The organism is Aporhodopirellula aestuarii (assembly GCF_023701485.1).
Taxonomy (GTDB): domain Bacteria; phylum Planctomycetota; class Planctomycetia; order Pirellulales; family Pirellulaceae; genus Rhodopirellula; species Rhodopirellula aestuarii.
The window spans coordinates 11,981-26,712 of sequence record NZ_JAMQBK010000118.1 but is presented as its reverse complement, the minus strand read 5'-3'; the positions used below and the strand labels follow the sequence as shown (position 1 = coordinate 26,712).

The following is a 14,732-nucleotide window of genomic DNA, read 5'->3' as shown; positions in this document are numbered from 1 at the left end:
CGGTTCAGTCCCGCATCAGTGCCTCGAGGACTTCTTCGGTTTTCGAAAAGTTGGGGAACATTTGCGACGGGTTTTCGGCCGCGAGGGCTTCGATGGAAAACTCACCGGTTGCGACCGCGATCGTTTTCGCACCGATCGCGTGTCCACAGCGGATGTCCGCTGGAGTGTCTCCGACGACGACCATTTCTTTGACCCGGTTGCCGTGACGCCGGGCGACGATGGCGGCGGTTCGGCGGGCAAGGTCGTCGCGATCGACGTGAGCGTCGCCACCGGCAATCCATGCAAACCACTGTCGGAGATCAAAATGTTCCAGTTTCCGAGTTGCCGTCTCGGGGAAATTTCCGGTCATGACAGCAAGCTCGAGTGCGTCGCGGCGAAACAATTCCGTCAAAAGCCGCCGGATTCCCGGCAAAACGATCCCGCCCTGACGAGCAAGGTGGCCGCCCATTAGACTGACGTAGCGGTCTCGCAAACGATTGCAATGTTCGTCAGACGGTTCGAGGTTGTTCCGCTGTAACAATTCAATGATGAGACTACGGTCGGTTCGCCCGGAAAACATCACGTCGCAGTCGGGCAGCAACACGCCAAACTCCTCCCGCAACGCCATTGAGAGAGCGGAATTGCCGACCCCTTTGGTCGTCAACAACGTTCCGTCGATATCAAATAAGAAAACCCGCACGTCGGCCCCCGCCGGCATTGTTCCAGCCAGCAATTTTCTGTGGAAATCAGATCAGTTACGCCCATGAGTGTCCCAGAGCCCAGCCAAAACGAACAGCCCAGCGAAGACGTCAGGGCTCGAGGAGACGAAAAACCACACGATGGTGATATGTCCGCTTCGCACCAAACGGGTGGCAGGCATCGTAAGGCCACCGAGCCGCTCGACAAGAGTGGTCAGCGGGTGCGGGAAATGTTCCGCCAGATCGCTCCTCGCTACGACACGATGAACCACCTCTTGTCGCTGAATATCGACAAGTGGTGGCGACGCAAAGCGGTCGATCGGCTGACGATCCAAGGCGACGCGCCGATCCTCGACATGTGTTGCGGCACCGGAGACCTTGCGATCGAAATCGCCAACCGGGCGGGCGGCGACGTGCAGGTGATTGGCAGCGATTTTTGTCACGCGATGTTGGAGATCGCTCGCGACAAAGAGGACTCGCGGGTCCGTGACGCCGCCGGAGGTGCGGGGCGGCCGACGATTCCGTTCTTCGAAGCCGACTCGATGCAGTTGCCGTTTACCAACGATCGTTTTCAGTGCGTGACTGTGGCGTTTGGTTTGCGAAACATTGTCGATACCGATCAGGGTCTCCGTGAAATGGTGCGGGTGTGTCGCCCGGGCGGCCAAGTCATGGTGCTCGAGTTTTCGCAGCCGACGCTACCGATTCTCAAACAGCTTTACGGTTTCTATTTTCGTTCGGTGTTGCCGCGTGTTGGCCAAATGTTGGCTCGCAACGATAAGTCCGCATACGAGTATTTGCCGGCGTCGGTGGGCCAATTTCCGTGCGGCGAAGCGTTAGCGGACCGACTGCGGCAAGCCGGTTTGGAGGAAGTTGAGTATCAACCGCTCACGCTTGGCGTTGCCACGATCTATATCGGGAAGAAACCAGCCGCTCCGCAGTCTTCAACGGCCACGCAGCGAGCAGCCGATCCGGTGGAACAGCCGATGAGGATGGTGACGCAGTGACGTCCGATAAACGTCCCCGCCGGATCGTTGTCGCGATTACCGGCGCCAGTGGTGCGCCGTACGCGGTACGGTTGCTGCAGGCGTTGCGAATGAGTGACGTGGAGGTCCACCTGACGATCAGCCCCAGTGGTGCGGCGGTGATCGCCCAGGAACTCGGCTTGACGCTCGATATTCGGCGTCCGGATCTGCACGCATTAATTACCTGTGTCCCCAAATGGTCGAGCGAACCGGCCTTCGAGCTCGAAAGACCGCTCGGTGAAAAAGGCGATGATCGATTCTACTTTCATCAACACGACGACTACATGACACCCATCGCGAGCGGTTCGTTTGTGACCGATGCGATGGTGATTTGTCCGTGCAGCGGCAGCACGTTGTCAGGCGTCGCCCGCGCCGCAGCATCCAACCTGATTCAACGTGCCGCCGAAGTCCACATGAAAGAACATCGTAAACTCGTGATCGTGCCGCGTGAGACCCCGATGAGTGTCTTGCAGATCGAAAACATGCATCGACTCGCGGCGGCCGGGGCGGTGATTTTGCCCGCGATGCCGGGGTGGTATCACGGAGTTCAGCGGCTGGAAGATTTGGTGGACTTTGTCGTTGCTCGGATACTCGACCAGATCGGCGTCGACAACGCATTGATCTCTCGCTGGAAGGAGACGTCATGACCACGGTGAATGTGACGGGCGATGAATCAAAGACTCGCAGCACCGCATCAGTACGTGATTGGCTCGGGCTGATTCGGTTCTCACATACGATCTTTGCATTGCCCTTTGCAGTTCTTGCTGCGTTTCTCGCGTGGACGACACCAATGTCTTCGGTCGATGGTGCGACCCCACCGGTACGGATCACCGACATGATCGGAGTGCTGTTGTGCATGGTGACGGCCCGCAGCGCGGCGATGGCGTTTAATCGTCTTGTCGATCACCACATCGATGCCGAGAACCCACGGACGGCAACACGTCACTTGCCCGCAGGTGTGCTGTCGCGTCGCGGTGTTGCGGCATTCACGATCGCGTGTTCGGTTGGATTTGTCGCGTCGACGTTGTTGTTCTTGCCCAACCGCATTCCGTTTTACGGTTCGGTTCCCGTGCTCGCGTTCTTGCTGGGCTATTCGCTGGCCAAACGGTTTACCGCGTCGGCTCACCTGTGGCTCGGCGTTGCCTTGTCGCTGTCGCCGATTTGCGTTTGGATCGCGATTCGTGGCGATTCGCCTTCCTGGGAATTCATCTCGATTCCGTTGTTGTTGGCCGGTTCGATCGCGTTCTGGGTTGCCGGCTTCGATATCCTGTACGCATGCCAAGACGCCGATTTCGACCGCGCCGCGGGGCTGCACAGCGTCCCGAGCCGGTTCGGCGTGGCTGGAGCGTTGCGGATCGCTGCGGCGATGCACGTCGTCATGCTCGGGTTCCTCGTCGCCCTCGTGCTCGCCGGTTCCCCGGCGGGGCTGGGTTGGGTTTTCGCCGTCGCAGTTGGCTTGACAGCGGTGTTGGTTTTGGTCCAGCATTGGCTCGTCCGTCCAGACGACCTCAGCCGTGTGAACGCCGCCTTTTTCCAAACCAATGCGGTCATCAGCCTCGTGTTGCTGGTCGCGGGAGTCGCCGATTGCCTGAGCGGATAACGCCAACCGCGACCTCGTTTTACTCGCCTTGTTCCACTGCAACCTGTTTCCTTGCAACCTTATTTACCTCACATGTCCAACTCCAATATTCGTGCTCGCTTGCGTGAAATCCGCGACAAAGTGGAGGCCGAAGAGCGATTGTCCCTGCAAGACGGTTTGTTCCTGTACGAACCCGATGTCTCGATCCAAGCGATCGGGGAACTCGCCAATTACGTCCGTGAGCGGATGAATGGGAACGTCGGCTACTACAACATCAATACGCACCTCAACCCGACGAACGTGTGCGTGTACCGTTGCCGGTTCTGTGCGTTCCGCAAAGACCTGCGGGATTCGAACGGTTATGCGATGACCGACGAACAGATTCTGGAACGCGGCCGCGAAGCGACTGCCAACGGTTGCACCGAAATGCACATCGTCGGCGGATTGCACCACCAGAGGAAATACGAGTGGTATCGCGATCTAATTTCGATGTTGAAGCAGAACTTTCCGCAAATCCACTTGAAAGCCTGGACGGCGGTTGAGATCGATTGGTTTCGTTTCCAAACCAAAAAGTCATTTCGATGGGTGCTCGAAGACATGCGGGAAGCGGGCCAAGGCAGCATGCCAGGCGGGGGCGCGGAGATTTTTCACCCCGAGGTTCGTGACCAGTTGTGCGAGCACAAAGCCAACACGCCGTCGTGGATCGAGATCCACAAAACCGCTCATGAAATCGGCATGAAAACCAATTGCACGATGCTGTACGGGCACGTTGAAAAGGCGTACCACCGGATCGACCACCTGATGCGATTGCGGGAACTTCAAGATAAAACGGGCGGTTTCCAAGTCTTCATCCCGCTGGCGTTTCACCCCGAAAACACGCAGTTGTCGGACCTGAAGAAGCCCTCGGGGTTGATGGATTTGCGAACCGTGGCGGTCAGCCGGTTGATGCTCGACAACGTCCGGCACATCAAAGCGTATTGGATCATGCTCGGCATCGAGACTGCTCAGGCGGCGCTGGCGTACGGAGCCGACGATCTCGACGGCACCGTTCGACACGAGTTGATCTACCACGACGCTGGTGCTCAAACACCGGAGTTCCTGTCCGTCGAACAGATCCAACAATTGATTCGCGAGGCGGGCCGGGAGCCGATCGAGCGAGACACGACGTACAATCGTGTGATCCGCGATCCGAACGACTTCACTCAGTGGCGGTCGGGCGAAAGTGTCGACGCCGAACTGACTGCGGTCTAATCGATCGGATAGAAAAGACCGGCAGCCGGAAGTCTTATTTTTCCAATCGGAAACGTTTGTTTACGTGTTTCGGTGTCGGATTTGATCGCTTTTCGTGGGAATGAACGCTTCCCCGGGGGATGCATTTGAGCGAAAATAGGTACGCGTTCCCACCCGCTCACTCCGACCGGTCCCCCATGCCTTTGACGATCCCCACACCGAAATCAGAGCGATCGGGGTTTACCCTGGTCGAACTGCTGGTTGTGATTGCCATCATCGGTGTGATGGTCGGACTGCTGCTGCCGGCTGTTCAAGCGGCACGTGAGGCGGCCCGGCGGGTCCATTGCTCGAACAACCTGAAACAGATCGGGCTGGGCCTCCACAACTACGAATCCACCTACCGACGGATTCCGTGGGGGGCCAAAGGCGGATGGGGGTTGAGCTGGACGACCGATATCTTGGGCTTCATTGAACAAACCGCCCTGGCGGATATCGTTCCCTACGGCGAACCCGGCGGCCCGACCGGCGGACTCCCCGAAAGCCAACGGTTTCGCCAGCTTGCCCAGACACCCGTGATGACGTTTCGCTGTCCGTCGCAGTACGGCCCGATCGCGTTCGGTGAATCGATCGACCAGATTCCCGGACGGGTTCTGAACAGTTATCTCGGGATTGGTGGCGGCAACGTTGATTCGGACAACTATTCCACCTCAACCACCACCGGGTTCGACCGCGGTGATGGTGTCTTCTTGGCGACGGATTTTTGCCACATCGTAAACGCTACCGATCGCTGCGATAATGTTCCGGAACAACGTGGCAAGGCGTTTGCCGACATCCTCGACGGGCTGAGCAACACCGCGATGGTCGGGGAAACGCGTTACATCGAATTTGATGAGTGTGGCATCTGCGATCACTTCTCGCTCTATCACCCGGACATTGACGTTGGCAACGGGCAGGACTTTTCGGAGGTGCTCGGGTCGCTGCGATATGGCTTCAATCTCAAAGGTGCCCCGTCGGCGCGCGATGAAATTTCGCTTGGCAGCTACCACCCCGGTGGGCTGCATATCTTGATGTGTGACGGTTCGGTGCGGTTTGTCAACGAAGCGATGAATGACGAAGTCCGACATGCGATCGGATCGCGTGCTCAGCACGAAGTCATCGACGCGAGCCAGTTCTAATAGCGTTGCGTCTTTGTTGTAGCCACCCTCGCCAGACGGTGGAATTTGTTGTAGCCACCGTCGCCAGACGGTGGACTTTGTTGTAGTGGACCACGTTCAGGCGAACGTAGCGACGTATCGAAAGCCTACGCGTTACGCAAAAATGCTTTCGTCTTGCCTCGATTCTTGGTCGCGATAACGTCGCCAAGCGATCGTCCCGCACGCCAATCCTCGTTCGACTTTATTTTCCTACGCCACTTCCGATCACGCATGCGATTTACCGTCGCCCGATCAATCAGTGTGGGAGTCGGATGGTTGCGGTTTTGCGGTCACTTGCAGCGCCATGTCTTTGGCGCCTTTGAGATCCAGTTTGCCGGTTCCGAGGATCGGGATCGCGTCGACTTGGACGAAGCTATCGTGGCCGGGGATGAACAAGTTCGGCAGCCCCGCAGCGCGTAATCCTTCTCTCATTTCGTCCACGGTTCGCGTCGTTGGCGTGTGCAACACGATGATCCGTTCACCTTTCTTTTCGTCCGGAACGGCCGTGACGCAAGCATGCAACTGATCATCTTCGTCGCCTTCGCAGAGGACCTTGCAGATCTCTTCTTCGATTTTGAGGTGCGGCACCATTTCGCCACCGATTTTGGAGAATCGGCTCAGTCGACCGGTGATGTGCAGGAATCCGTCCGCATCGATGTGGGCGATATCTCCGGTGCTGTACCAGCCATTGACGACCGCCTTCTTTGTCAACTCTTCCTGGCCCGCGTATCCACGCATCAAGTTGGGACCCGTGACCATCAGCAATCCGTCTTCGCCGGTCGACATTTCGGTGCCATCATCGGGTGAGAGGATTTTGGTTGCGATGCCCGGGAATGGACGACCGACGCTGCCTTCGACGCGATCGGGTTGGTATTTCGCAAGCGATCGTGAAATCGGAATGTTCACGCTGACCAGTGGGCTCATTTCTGTGGTCCCATAACCTTCGACTGGTCGGACCCCGAATTTCTTTTCGAACGCATCGAAAAGATCCATCGGCATCTTTTCCGCGCCGACCACGACAACATCGAGCGTCTTGAATTGTTCTTCCGTCACGCGGCGAAGGTAACCGCGTAAAAACGTGGGTGTTCCCAAGAGAACGGTTGCCTTGTATTTCTCCGCGAGTTTGCCGATCTGTTTCGAATCCAGCGGATTGAAGTGGTAGACGCCTGCGGGACCGAGCGTTTGTGCGGCCCACAACGTGACCGCGTATCCGAACGAATGGAAAAACGGCAGAACACCGATCACAACGTCTTCTTGGTCGAGTCGGATCGCACGTCCGACCGCATCCACGTTGTGGCTGACGTTGGCGTTGGACAGCAACACACCTTTGGGCATGCCGGTTGAGCCGCTGGTGAAAATCACGGTTAGCAAGTCATCGCTTTTCACTCGATGCAATCCGAGGATGCGGTCGAGCAGCCACGCGGGAACCACGGTGGCCTGCAGCGCCGCGATGACTTTGTCGAGCGTCGAGACTTTCTTCTTTAATTCGTCAAGTGAAACGACTTCGGCATCCAGATCGAGATTCAATTTTTCCATGAATCGGTCGCTCGTCAAAACGTGTTTGACGCCGATGCTGTGGATGCAGTGATTCATCACATCGCTGGTTGCCGTGTAATTCAAGTTCGCACTGACGCGTCGGTCTGCGGCGAGCGCGACATTGACGGCAACGGCGCCGACGCTTGGCGGCAAAAGCACGCCCACGAATTGTTCGTCTTTGGTAAAAACTTCACGGCGGAGACACCGACGCAGGGCCAACGTGCGGATCAACAATGTTCGCCCACCCGCTTCCACGCCGAGCGTGTCGGCTGCTTGCAGGCGTTTGCCGCGTCGTCGCCATCCTTTCAGCACGCGTCGGGCCAGGATCGGGAATTGTTGACGGTTGTCGATTTGTGCCTGGGATCCGAGTTCTTGGACCCGCGTCCGGATCGTCGAGATCGGGGTTTCCGGCGGCAGCGGCTTGCCGACGTAGAGCGTGACGGTCCGTCGGAACTGTTTCGGCCATTTCTTGAAGAACCGCCCGCCGGAGAAGCTGAAGATGCTGCCCCAAAGTCCTTCCAGGTAAACAGGCACGACCTGCGCGGTCGTTTTTTGCAAAATCTTCGTCATACCCGGTTTGAACGCCTGCAGTTGCCCGGTCCGCGTGATCGTCCCTTCTGCAAAAATCCCGACGACGTCCCCGTTATTGAGTGCTTCGCGGGCCGAACGCAGCGCTCGGCCGATCGCCTTGGGGCCGCCCATCATGTAGATCGTGTCAAACGCACGTCCGAGGTAGTCGCCCAGTCGCGATCCGAAATTTCCGCCGTCGACGACGAAGCGGACATTGCGAGGCAACAGCCACAGGATCAAAATCCCGTCGATCCAAGAAACGTGATTGCTGACCAGCATCACGCCGCCCTCGGCGGGCAGGTTTTCTAAGCCGACCGCCCGGCCACGGTAAAATGTCGCCAAAATCGGACGAAAAATCGCGCGTACCAAGAGGCGTGGATAACGCCAAGCAAAAAATCCGAAGATCGCGATCAGGATCGCAATGATCAGCACGGCGGAAAGGATAGGATTCAACGTCAAAACTCCCAGGCACTCGGCGACCGATTGGAGCTTACTTGCCCAATCGTCTTCATTTGTTTTCATGAGACACGAAAACGCATGATGATACCGATCTAGTGCCCGCGGCGCAGAGGTCGATGCGCAATAAATACGTTCGATCCCCGAGAAATTCGCCCTCTCGCCTCAGGGGCTCCGAAATCGGGGGCGAGATGTTAGGATTCTCCATACGGACTCCCCAATCCCTCGTATGCACGTACAGGACAGTCTATCCATCATGAGCGACGAATCCGCGAACGAAGAATCCGCCTCTCAAGCCAAACCGCTGTCCGCCGTCGCACGGCGTTGCCTCGGTGTGTTGATCGAGAAAGCCAAAACGACACCGGACGCCTACCCGCTCAGCCTCGCGGGGATCATCACCGGGTGTAACCAGAAGTCGAACCGCGATCCCAAAATGAATGTGGACGAAGGCGACGCCTTGCGGGCGCTCGACGAGTTGCGTGAGGCCGGAGCGGTACGCGAGATCCAAGGCAGCGGTCGGGTGACCAAGTACCGGCACGCGGCCTACGAATGGTTCAACGTCGACAGTCCCGGATCAGCGATCATGACGGAGTTGCTGTTGCGCGGGCCGCAAACTCTCGGCGAACTTCGAACGCGTGCCTCCCGCATGCACCCGTTTGTTGACTTGACCGCCGCGCAAGCGGAAGTCGGCTCGCTGATCGAGAAAGGGTTGGTGTTCGCGGTCACGCCGCCCGGACGAGGTCAAACGTTTGCCCATTGTCTTTACACCCCGGTCGAGCGCCAGCACCTCGCGGCCAAGGTCGAAAAGCAAGCGTCGGAGGAATCGTCGGCTAAGTCGGCACCGGCCGCAGGAGCCGGTTCGCTCGCCAACGAAGGCCGCATCGACAAAATTCAGCAGCGGCTCGACGATGTTACCGCCCGGTTGGAAGCACTCGAAGCCAAGCTCGCTGACCTCGAGTCGTAAAACCGTGGGAGCGTCGCGGATTGAAAGGGGCGATGCAGCCCCGTTGATCAATTGCGAGGGACGTTGATTGTTTTAGTGCCTTTTTTAGCGGAACGGCGCAAGCCGTCCGGTCCCGAGTCACCGGACGGCTCGTGCCGTGCCGCTACATGTGAAATCCTTCAGTAATACAATCGACGTCCCACGCGGTTAGAACTCTTTCGTCGCAACCGATTCGACGGTCGGCAGGGCGTTGAGGGCTGCAATCAATTCGACGGGGTTCGTCCCCGGTGTCGGACTGATGCGATAGATCAATTCCATCGCACCGCCCCGACGCGTCGTTTCGGCCGAAATGAGCTGATGACTCTCGGTGAACCGATCAATTTCGGCCTCCCAACCGCTCGTGGCACTGAGCCCGACCACCAACGTCAGACGCCACCGGTTGGCGGTTTTTTCGTTGGTGCGTTTGTTCGGCTTGGCTGCATCGGTACGGTTGATTTGGGTTGCCATTCCGACGACGACCAAACCGATGCCGGAGACCCAATACTGACCGGCCCCGACGGCCATGCCGACAACGACGGCGGCTAACACGAACGCCACATCTCGCGTTTCAGGAACCGCCGTTCGAAACCGGACGATCGAAAGGGCGCCAACCAGGCTGAATGCCCGCGCGATGTTGTCGCCAATGATTTGCGTCGCCATCGCAATCAGGATGCTCATCAAAATCAAAGTCAACGTCAGCGTGTCGGGCGCCCCGGCGGGCCGTTGCCGACTCGCCAGCCAAGCGACGACGCAGCCACAAAACCACGCCAATACGAGGCGTGTGACCAAGACCGACAACACCGGATCCACCTGCGTCGTCGTGACGTTCGTAATCCAATCAGGCATCGGTAGCAAACTCCATGGTTTGCGACGTTTGGAACCGAGGGACCGTGGCAGCCACGAATGACCGATGAGTCGGTGTGATTCGCTGACCGATCGCGGTTCGATACTTGGAAAAGTTGGTGCCGGGGATCGGAAACGTCCGCAGCAATTCTTTAAACAAATGCGGCATGCTATTTTGGAACTTCAGTTCGAGAATTTCAAAATTGCCGATCGATCGGAACGCATTGCGATCACCCTCGAGGAAATCGTCGTGCTTACCAGCCACGTTCCAATTGTCGGCCGGAGCGGCCGTCAAGTTACTGTCGATTGTCAAACGCAGGTTCTCACCGTCGATCATTGACGTGCGAGCGAATCGGCGGTAGGCGATTTGCACCGCGGGCGCGAGATTGCGTTTGACGAGACGTCGCATGAACCAATCACCGCACCAAACGTCCTCTGTCTCAGCGACGGTTTCCTCGGTTGTTGCTGAATCGGCGATTTGGCTGACCCTATCGCTTGATCGACTCATCAGCCGAGGAGTCAGGTCGGATTCGAAAACCGCCGTGCGGTTCTTTCGCACGACCATGTTCTTCTTCCGCTTGGATTCGAGCACCAACATCTGGTCGCGACCGTATCGCCGGATGCGGTGCTTCGCTTTGCCGATGACGCCGGTGCGGTGATAAAGGTCGAGTTCTGGTGTGTCGAGGTACAGGCTGTTGATGTCGTAGCTGTTCCCCTCGTCACAATTTTCGTCGATGCCGAGGTGATCGATGGCCCAGTCTCTGACTTGAGATGACAGGGATTCATCGAGCATGAACTTCATTTCAACTCGGCGGAGTGATGGATCAGTATTGGTCATTTCTTTGTCGCCTTTAAGAGATACGCACGACGGCCATCTGCAAACTCTTTCAGATTCATCGCTCCGTGGCCACCGCGAGGTTCCGCATTTTCGGTCGATGCATGCGTTTCCGATGTCGCGGCAACGAATGCTTCATAACTTCCAAGCTTTCTTGTCTCCGTTTTGACGGCTTCGTCGATCAACGATGCTTGTTGTTGGACGAAGGGGCCGATCTTGGTCCAGTCGAGCGATTCGTCGGCGAGTTGACGAAGGTTGCTGAGGTATTGCTCGCGATACTTCGGCACCGCCAATACTTTGCTCCGCAAGGGCTTGCTCGCGTCGTTGAGGCCGATCAATGGATCCAACTCGAGAGCCGAACCCGCTTCCATCGCTTGACCGCCTTGGGGTGGGCCACCTTGCGATGGTCCACGCATTCCGCCTCGACCACCGCGGCCAGCGACGTCATCAGGGCCTCCCCTCTCAGGGCCTCGCATGTCAGGACCACCCATTCCTGGGCCACCCATGCCTGGACCGCCCATTCCTGGGCCACCCATGCCGGGACCGCCCATTCCGCGTCCACCACCTGGGCCTCCCCGTCCACCGCCAGGACCGCCGCCGCCAGGACCGCCAGCGGCACGGAACGCTTCGTTCATGTCGTGAGGGAGGAAGTGGAAGACGTCATTGTCGTCCAAGTAGATGCTGTAGTCGCTCGCTCGGATCCAGTAGCCGTCAGAGTTGATCAAGCCGTTGTCGAGTGCCAAGAACCACAACAGTTCATCCATATCAACGATCGGTTCGAGAGCTGCGGGCAGTTCCTCGGTGGGTGATTGATCGAGGATGCGGCACAGTTCGATCAGTTTGGCGAGTGACTTTTTGCCTCCCGATTTTTGCTCATAGGGATATTGATAGTTCGCCGGATCGTCGCCCCGATAATCGAGTCCACCGCCGCCACGAGGCGAGCCACTGACTTTCCAACGGGCGCCTTTGCTGCTGCCGTAGTTCTCTTTGAGGAATTCCTTGTTGAACTGTTGGGTGTTGGAGTACACGCCCCAGTACTCGCCGTTGATCACGACGCGAACAAAGTTGGCTTTGGGGGCGGGAGTGTACTGACGAGCGATGTGGGAGTAGAGCACGGTGCTCATCATCGATTCGTCACTCGATCCATTAAGGAGGTTGAGCGTTTTGTAACCGAGGAGACTTTGATCTTCGTCGGCCATGTCCATCGACACGTTGAGCGACCGTTTGTATCCGGCGGGCACCATGCCGTAGGAAGACTTGCCACGGAAGTGAATTCCGCAGTTGGGGTACTCGACGCCGTCGACCGTCACCGTGGCAGCGACGTCCACATCGGTACCGTGAAAGTCCTCGAGTTCGGATTCCCAATCGGGGTTTGCGAAGTCAATGAAAATTGTTCGTAACGCGGTGGGGTCATACAGGTCGGCGTCCAACGGTTCGACCGAAGATTTGTCGATTTCGATGCCTGGAGAGGTTGGAGGGCGGTTGCCACCTTGGCCACGTCCTCCCATGCCGCCTCCACGTCGTCCACCGCCGTCGCGGCCCGGTTCGCCACCGCGATCGAAGCCGCCACGATCAAAATCACCCCCACGGCGATCTGGACCGCGGTCACCTTCGGGACGATCGCCGCCCCGTCCGCCGCGTTCATTGCGTCCACCGCGTTCACCACGCTCAAAACGATCCGGGCCGCCCGACGGATCAAATTCTGGGGGTGGGCCAAATCCTGAAGGTGGGCCGAATCCCGGTCCGCCGGGTCCGCCACCGCCGGGTCCGCCACCGCCGGGTCCGCCACCGCCGGGTCCACCAAAGCCAGGGCCACCGCCACCGGGGCCGCCCCGTTGGGCCGGGTTTTCCTTGACGAACTCGCGGGCTTGTTCACGTTCGGCGTCGTTGAGCCAGCCGTTTTTGTCGGTATCAAATTGGTCGAGTATTTCTCGGTCTTGTTCTTCCATCCCGGGAGGTTGGGCCAAAGACAGGGTCGCGAAGGCCGCGACGCCCAAAAGAACGACAAACAAACTAGCTCGGTACAACATCGATAGCGTCTCGCTGGGGTAGGTGATGGGTGTTCAGCAGTCCGGGAGCAGCGTAGGCCGCTCGTCCTGCTAATGATCCAGTTGCCCCCACCCGCGAGATCCGCCGCAGAAAATAAAAAATTTATGAAATCGAATTTCCGCCCAGAAAATCGTGTGTCGCTAAACGACTTAGCGGAACGGCGCGAGCCGTCAGGTCCCCCACAGCCTTTGAACGCTGAAAAAGTATTTGCTGGACGACGCCACGATCCACGTAGCTCGGTCTCTCGGAACGTTGATAGTTTTAGTGCTTTTTTTAGCGGAACGGTGCGAGCCGTCCGGTCCCGAGTCACCGGACGGCTCGCGCCGTTCCGCTACTTTCGAAATCCTGCGGTAATGAAATCAATGTCCCCCGAGACCGAAAATCGCCGGCGTTACCCGCTTTCGGAGCCCCGGAGCGACTGAGCACCTTGAGCGGCGAAACCTCTAATACGTCTGCCGGCACGTGCCCCCGTCCGGCTAAACCGCTTCAGCGCTTCACGAGTTGGAATCGGAACAAGTTGGCTTCGCCGTCTTGGAAGAACCGATACCACATCGCGCAGAATGTCAGATAGCGGTTGTAATGATAAATGCCACCCGCCTCGATCGCCGCGTCCTGGTTGGTGACCAAGTTGTCAAACCACGCCTTGATGGTGGGGCGGTAGTCGCTCACGGTCTGCCGCACAATGCGAAATCCCGCTCGTTCAAAAGCTTGAACGTGAAAGTGATGCGAAGCGAGTTGGGATCCCGGAAAGCAAAGCTGCGCGGTCAGCGTTGAGACAGGCGGGTGGTCTGTCGGCAAGCAGAAAAAATGCTTCACCATGCGGCCGCCGGGCACGAGGGCTCGATGAAGTTTCTTGAGCAGCGGATCGATCTCATGAGGACGGACGTGTTCCCACGCCCCGATGGAGTAGATCGCGTCAAATTTCTCGGTCGGATATTCGCAGGTGATGAAATCGTTTAACTCCACGTTAAAGCCATCGGTTGCTTGATTGTGCTCGTATTGCTCGTTCGAAAGCGTGTACCCATAAAGATTCTCAGAATCACCGGTTCTGTCACGGATGACACGGAGCATCGCGCCCCATCCGCTACCAAGTTCGAGAATGCGTTCCCCAGCTTTCGGCTGGAGTAGATCCAGAATCGCGTTGGCCTTGTTCGTTTGTGCGTCTTCGAGTGTGTCTTCCTCCCGAAGAAAATCGGCGCAACTGTAGAACATGTATTTCTTGTCGAGCATGATTTTGTAGAAATCGTTCGACACGTCGTAGTGCTGCGTGATCCCTTTGGCATGCGCTTGACGCATCTTCCGCCACATCAACAGCTTCCGCATGAACGCGGGTGGATAATTCTTGCGGAACCACTCGATCGTCGGATGGTAAACCCGATTGGTCGCGTCCCAGACCGCCTCTGGATCAAGAGGCGTGGAGATCCGCGTGAGCTGGTTGATCAACCCATAGGATGGACCGTAGACCATCGCGTCTCGGGCAAACGAAAGATACGAGAAATGAGAACTCATTGAAAACCAAACGTGGAGAAAGCATTCGATCCACGAGTAAGCATAGTCTGATCGCGAGGAAAACAAACCCGATCGAACTTTCAAGTTCAGTCATTCGGAGTACCAGGAATTCATTCCCGCGTCTTTCCCCTGGGCGAAAAAACACCAAGTGTTATTCGTCACCGAATGGGGCGTCAGGTAGGCAGAAGTGATTGGGTATAACGACAATTCCGCCGATCGTGATTGGTTCGGCGTAGGCCGGACCAAGGAGC

General features: G+C 57.6%; 12 protein-coding genes. 6 read left to right on the top strand and 6 right to left on the bottom strand.

The annotated features are described in order from the left end of the window. Window positions 1-4 precede the first annotated feature (4 nt). Entirely contained in the window at window positions 5-712 is a 708-nt protein-coding gene (locus NB063_RS30670; RefSeq protein ID WP_250933399.1) for an HAD family hydrolase, read from the bottom strand. 114 nt (window positions 713-826) lie between these two features. Here NB063_RS30670 and ubiE point away from each other — a divergent pair, with 114 nt between their 5' ends. The 5 genes from ubiE to NB063_RS30645 all read left to right on the top strand — a co-directional run bounded on the left by ubiE (window position 827) and on the right by NB063_RS30645 (window position 5,683). After that, window positions 827-1,681 (top strand): bifunctional demethylmenaquinone methyltransferase/2-methoxy-6-polyprenyl-1,4-benzoquinol methylase UbiE, encoded by an 855-nt coding sequence (gene ubiE, locus NB063_RS30665; protein WP_322975340.1) that lies wholly within the window; start codon window positions 827-829, stop codon window positions 1,679-1,681. Beyond that, window positions 1,678-2,346, top strand: coding sequence for a UbiX family flavin prenyltransferase (locus NB063_RS30660; RefSeq protein WP_250933395.1), 669 nt, complete (start codon window positions 1,678-1,680; stop codon window positions 2,344-2,346). Before ubiE ends, NB063_RS30660 begins: the two co-directional genes overlap by 4 nt. Further along, window positions 2,343-3,299, top strand: a complete 957-nt coding sequence (locus NB063_RS30655; protein WP_250933394.1) for a UbiA-like polyprenyltransferase — start codon at window positions 2,343-2,345, stop codon at window positions 3,297-3,299. Before NB063_RS30660 ends, NB063_RS30655 begins: the two co-directional genes overlap by 4 nt. Window positions 3,300-3,371: 72 nt before the next feature. Then, entirely contained in the window at window positions 3,372-4,529 is a 1,158-nt protein-coding gene (gene mqnE / locus NB063_RS30650; protein ID WP_250933393.1) for an aminofutalosine synthase MqnE, read from the top strand. A 176-nt stretch (window positions 4,530-4,705) separates the two neighbouring features. Beyond that, window positions 4,706-5,683: a DUF1559 family PulG-like putative transporter gene (locus NB063_RS30645; RefSeq protein ID WP_250933390.1), complete on the top strand. Its 978-nt coding sequence runs from the start codon at window positions 4,706-4,708 to the stop codon at window positions 5,681-5,683. 270 nt (window positions 5,684-5,953) lie between these two features. On the opposite strand, the gene NB063_RS30640 is transcribed toward NB063_RS30645, so the two are convergent. Then, on the bottom strand, window positions 5,954-8,329 hold the full coding sequence (locus NB063_RS30640) for an AMP-binding protein (RefSeq protein WP_250933388.1): 2,376 nt from the start codon (window positions 8,327-8,329) through the stop codon (window positions 5,954-5,956). A 190-nt stretch (window positions 8,330-8,519) separates the two neighbouring features. On the opposite strand from NB063_RS30640, the gene NB063_RS30635 reads away from it, so the two are divergent. After that, the gene (locus NB063_RS30635) at window positions 8,520-9,227 is read left to right on the top strand and encodes a YceH family protein (RefSeq protein WP_250933386.1); all 708 of its coding nucleotides are present in this window, start codon (window positions 8,520-8,522) and stop codon (window positions 9,225-9,227) included. Window positions 9,228-9,413: 186 nt separating this feature from the next. Here the strand turns inward: NB063_RS30635 and NB063_RS30630 are convergent, their stop codons facing one another. The 4 genes from NB063_RS30630 to NB063_RS30615 all read right to left on the bottom strand — a co-directional run bounded on the left by NB063_RS30630 (window position 9,414) and on the right by NB063_RS30615 (window position 14,481). After that, complete coding sequence (locus NB063_RS30630; RefSeq protein ID WP_250933384.1) at window positions 9,414-10,091, bottom strand: DUF4956 domain-containing protein; 678 nt, start codon at window positions 10,089-10,091, stop codon at window positions 9,414-9,416. Next, entirely contained in the window at window positions 10,084-10,926 is an 843-nt protein-coding gene (locus NB063_RS30625) for a polyphosphate polymerase domain-containing protein (protein WP_250933382.1), read from the bottom strand. The genes NB063_RS30630 and NB063_RS30625 overlap by 8 nt, the downstream gene beginning before the upstream one ends. Then, a complete protein-coding gene (locus tag NB063_RS30620) occupies window positions 10,923-12,953 on the bottom strand; it encodes a CotH kinase family protein (protein WP_250933379.1) in 2,031 nt (676 codons plus the stop codon). Before NB063_RS30620 ends, NB063_RS30625 begins: the two co-directional genes overlap by 4 nt. A 505-nt stretch (window positions 12,954-13,458) precedes the next feature. Beyond that, entirely contained in the window at window positions 13,459-14,481 is a 1,023-nt protein-coding gene (locus tag NB063_RS30615) for a class I SAM-dependent methyltransferase (RefSeq protein ID WP_250933377.1), read from the bottom strand. Window positions 14,482-14,732 lie beyond the last annotated feature (251 nt).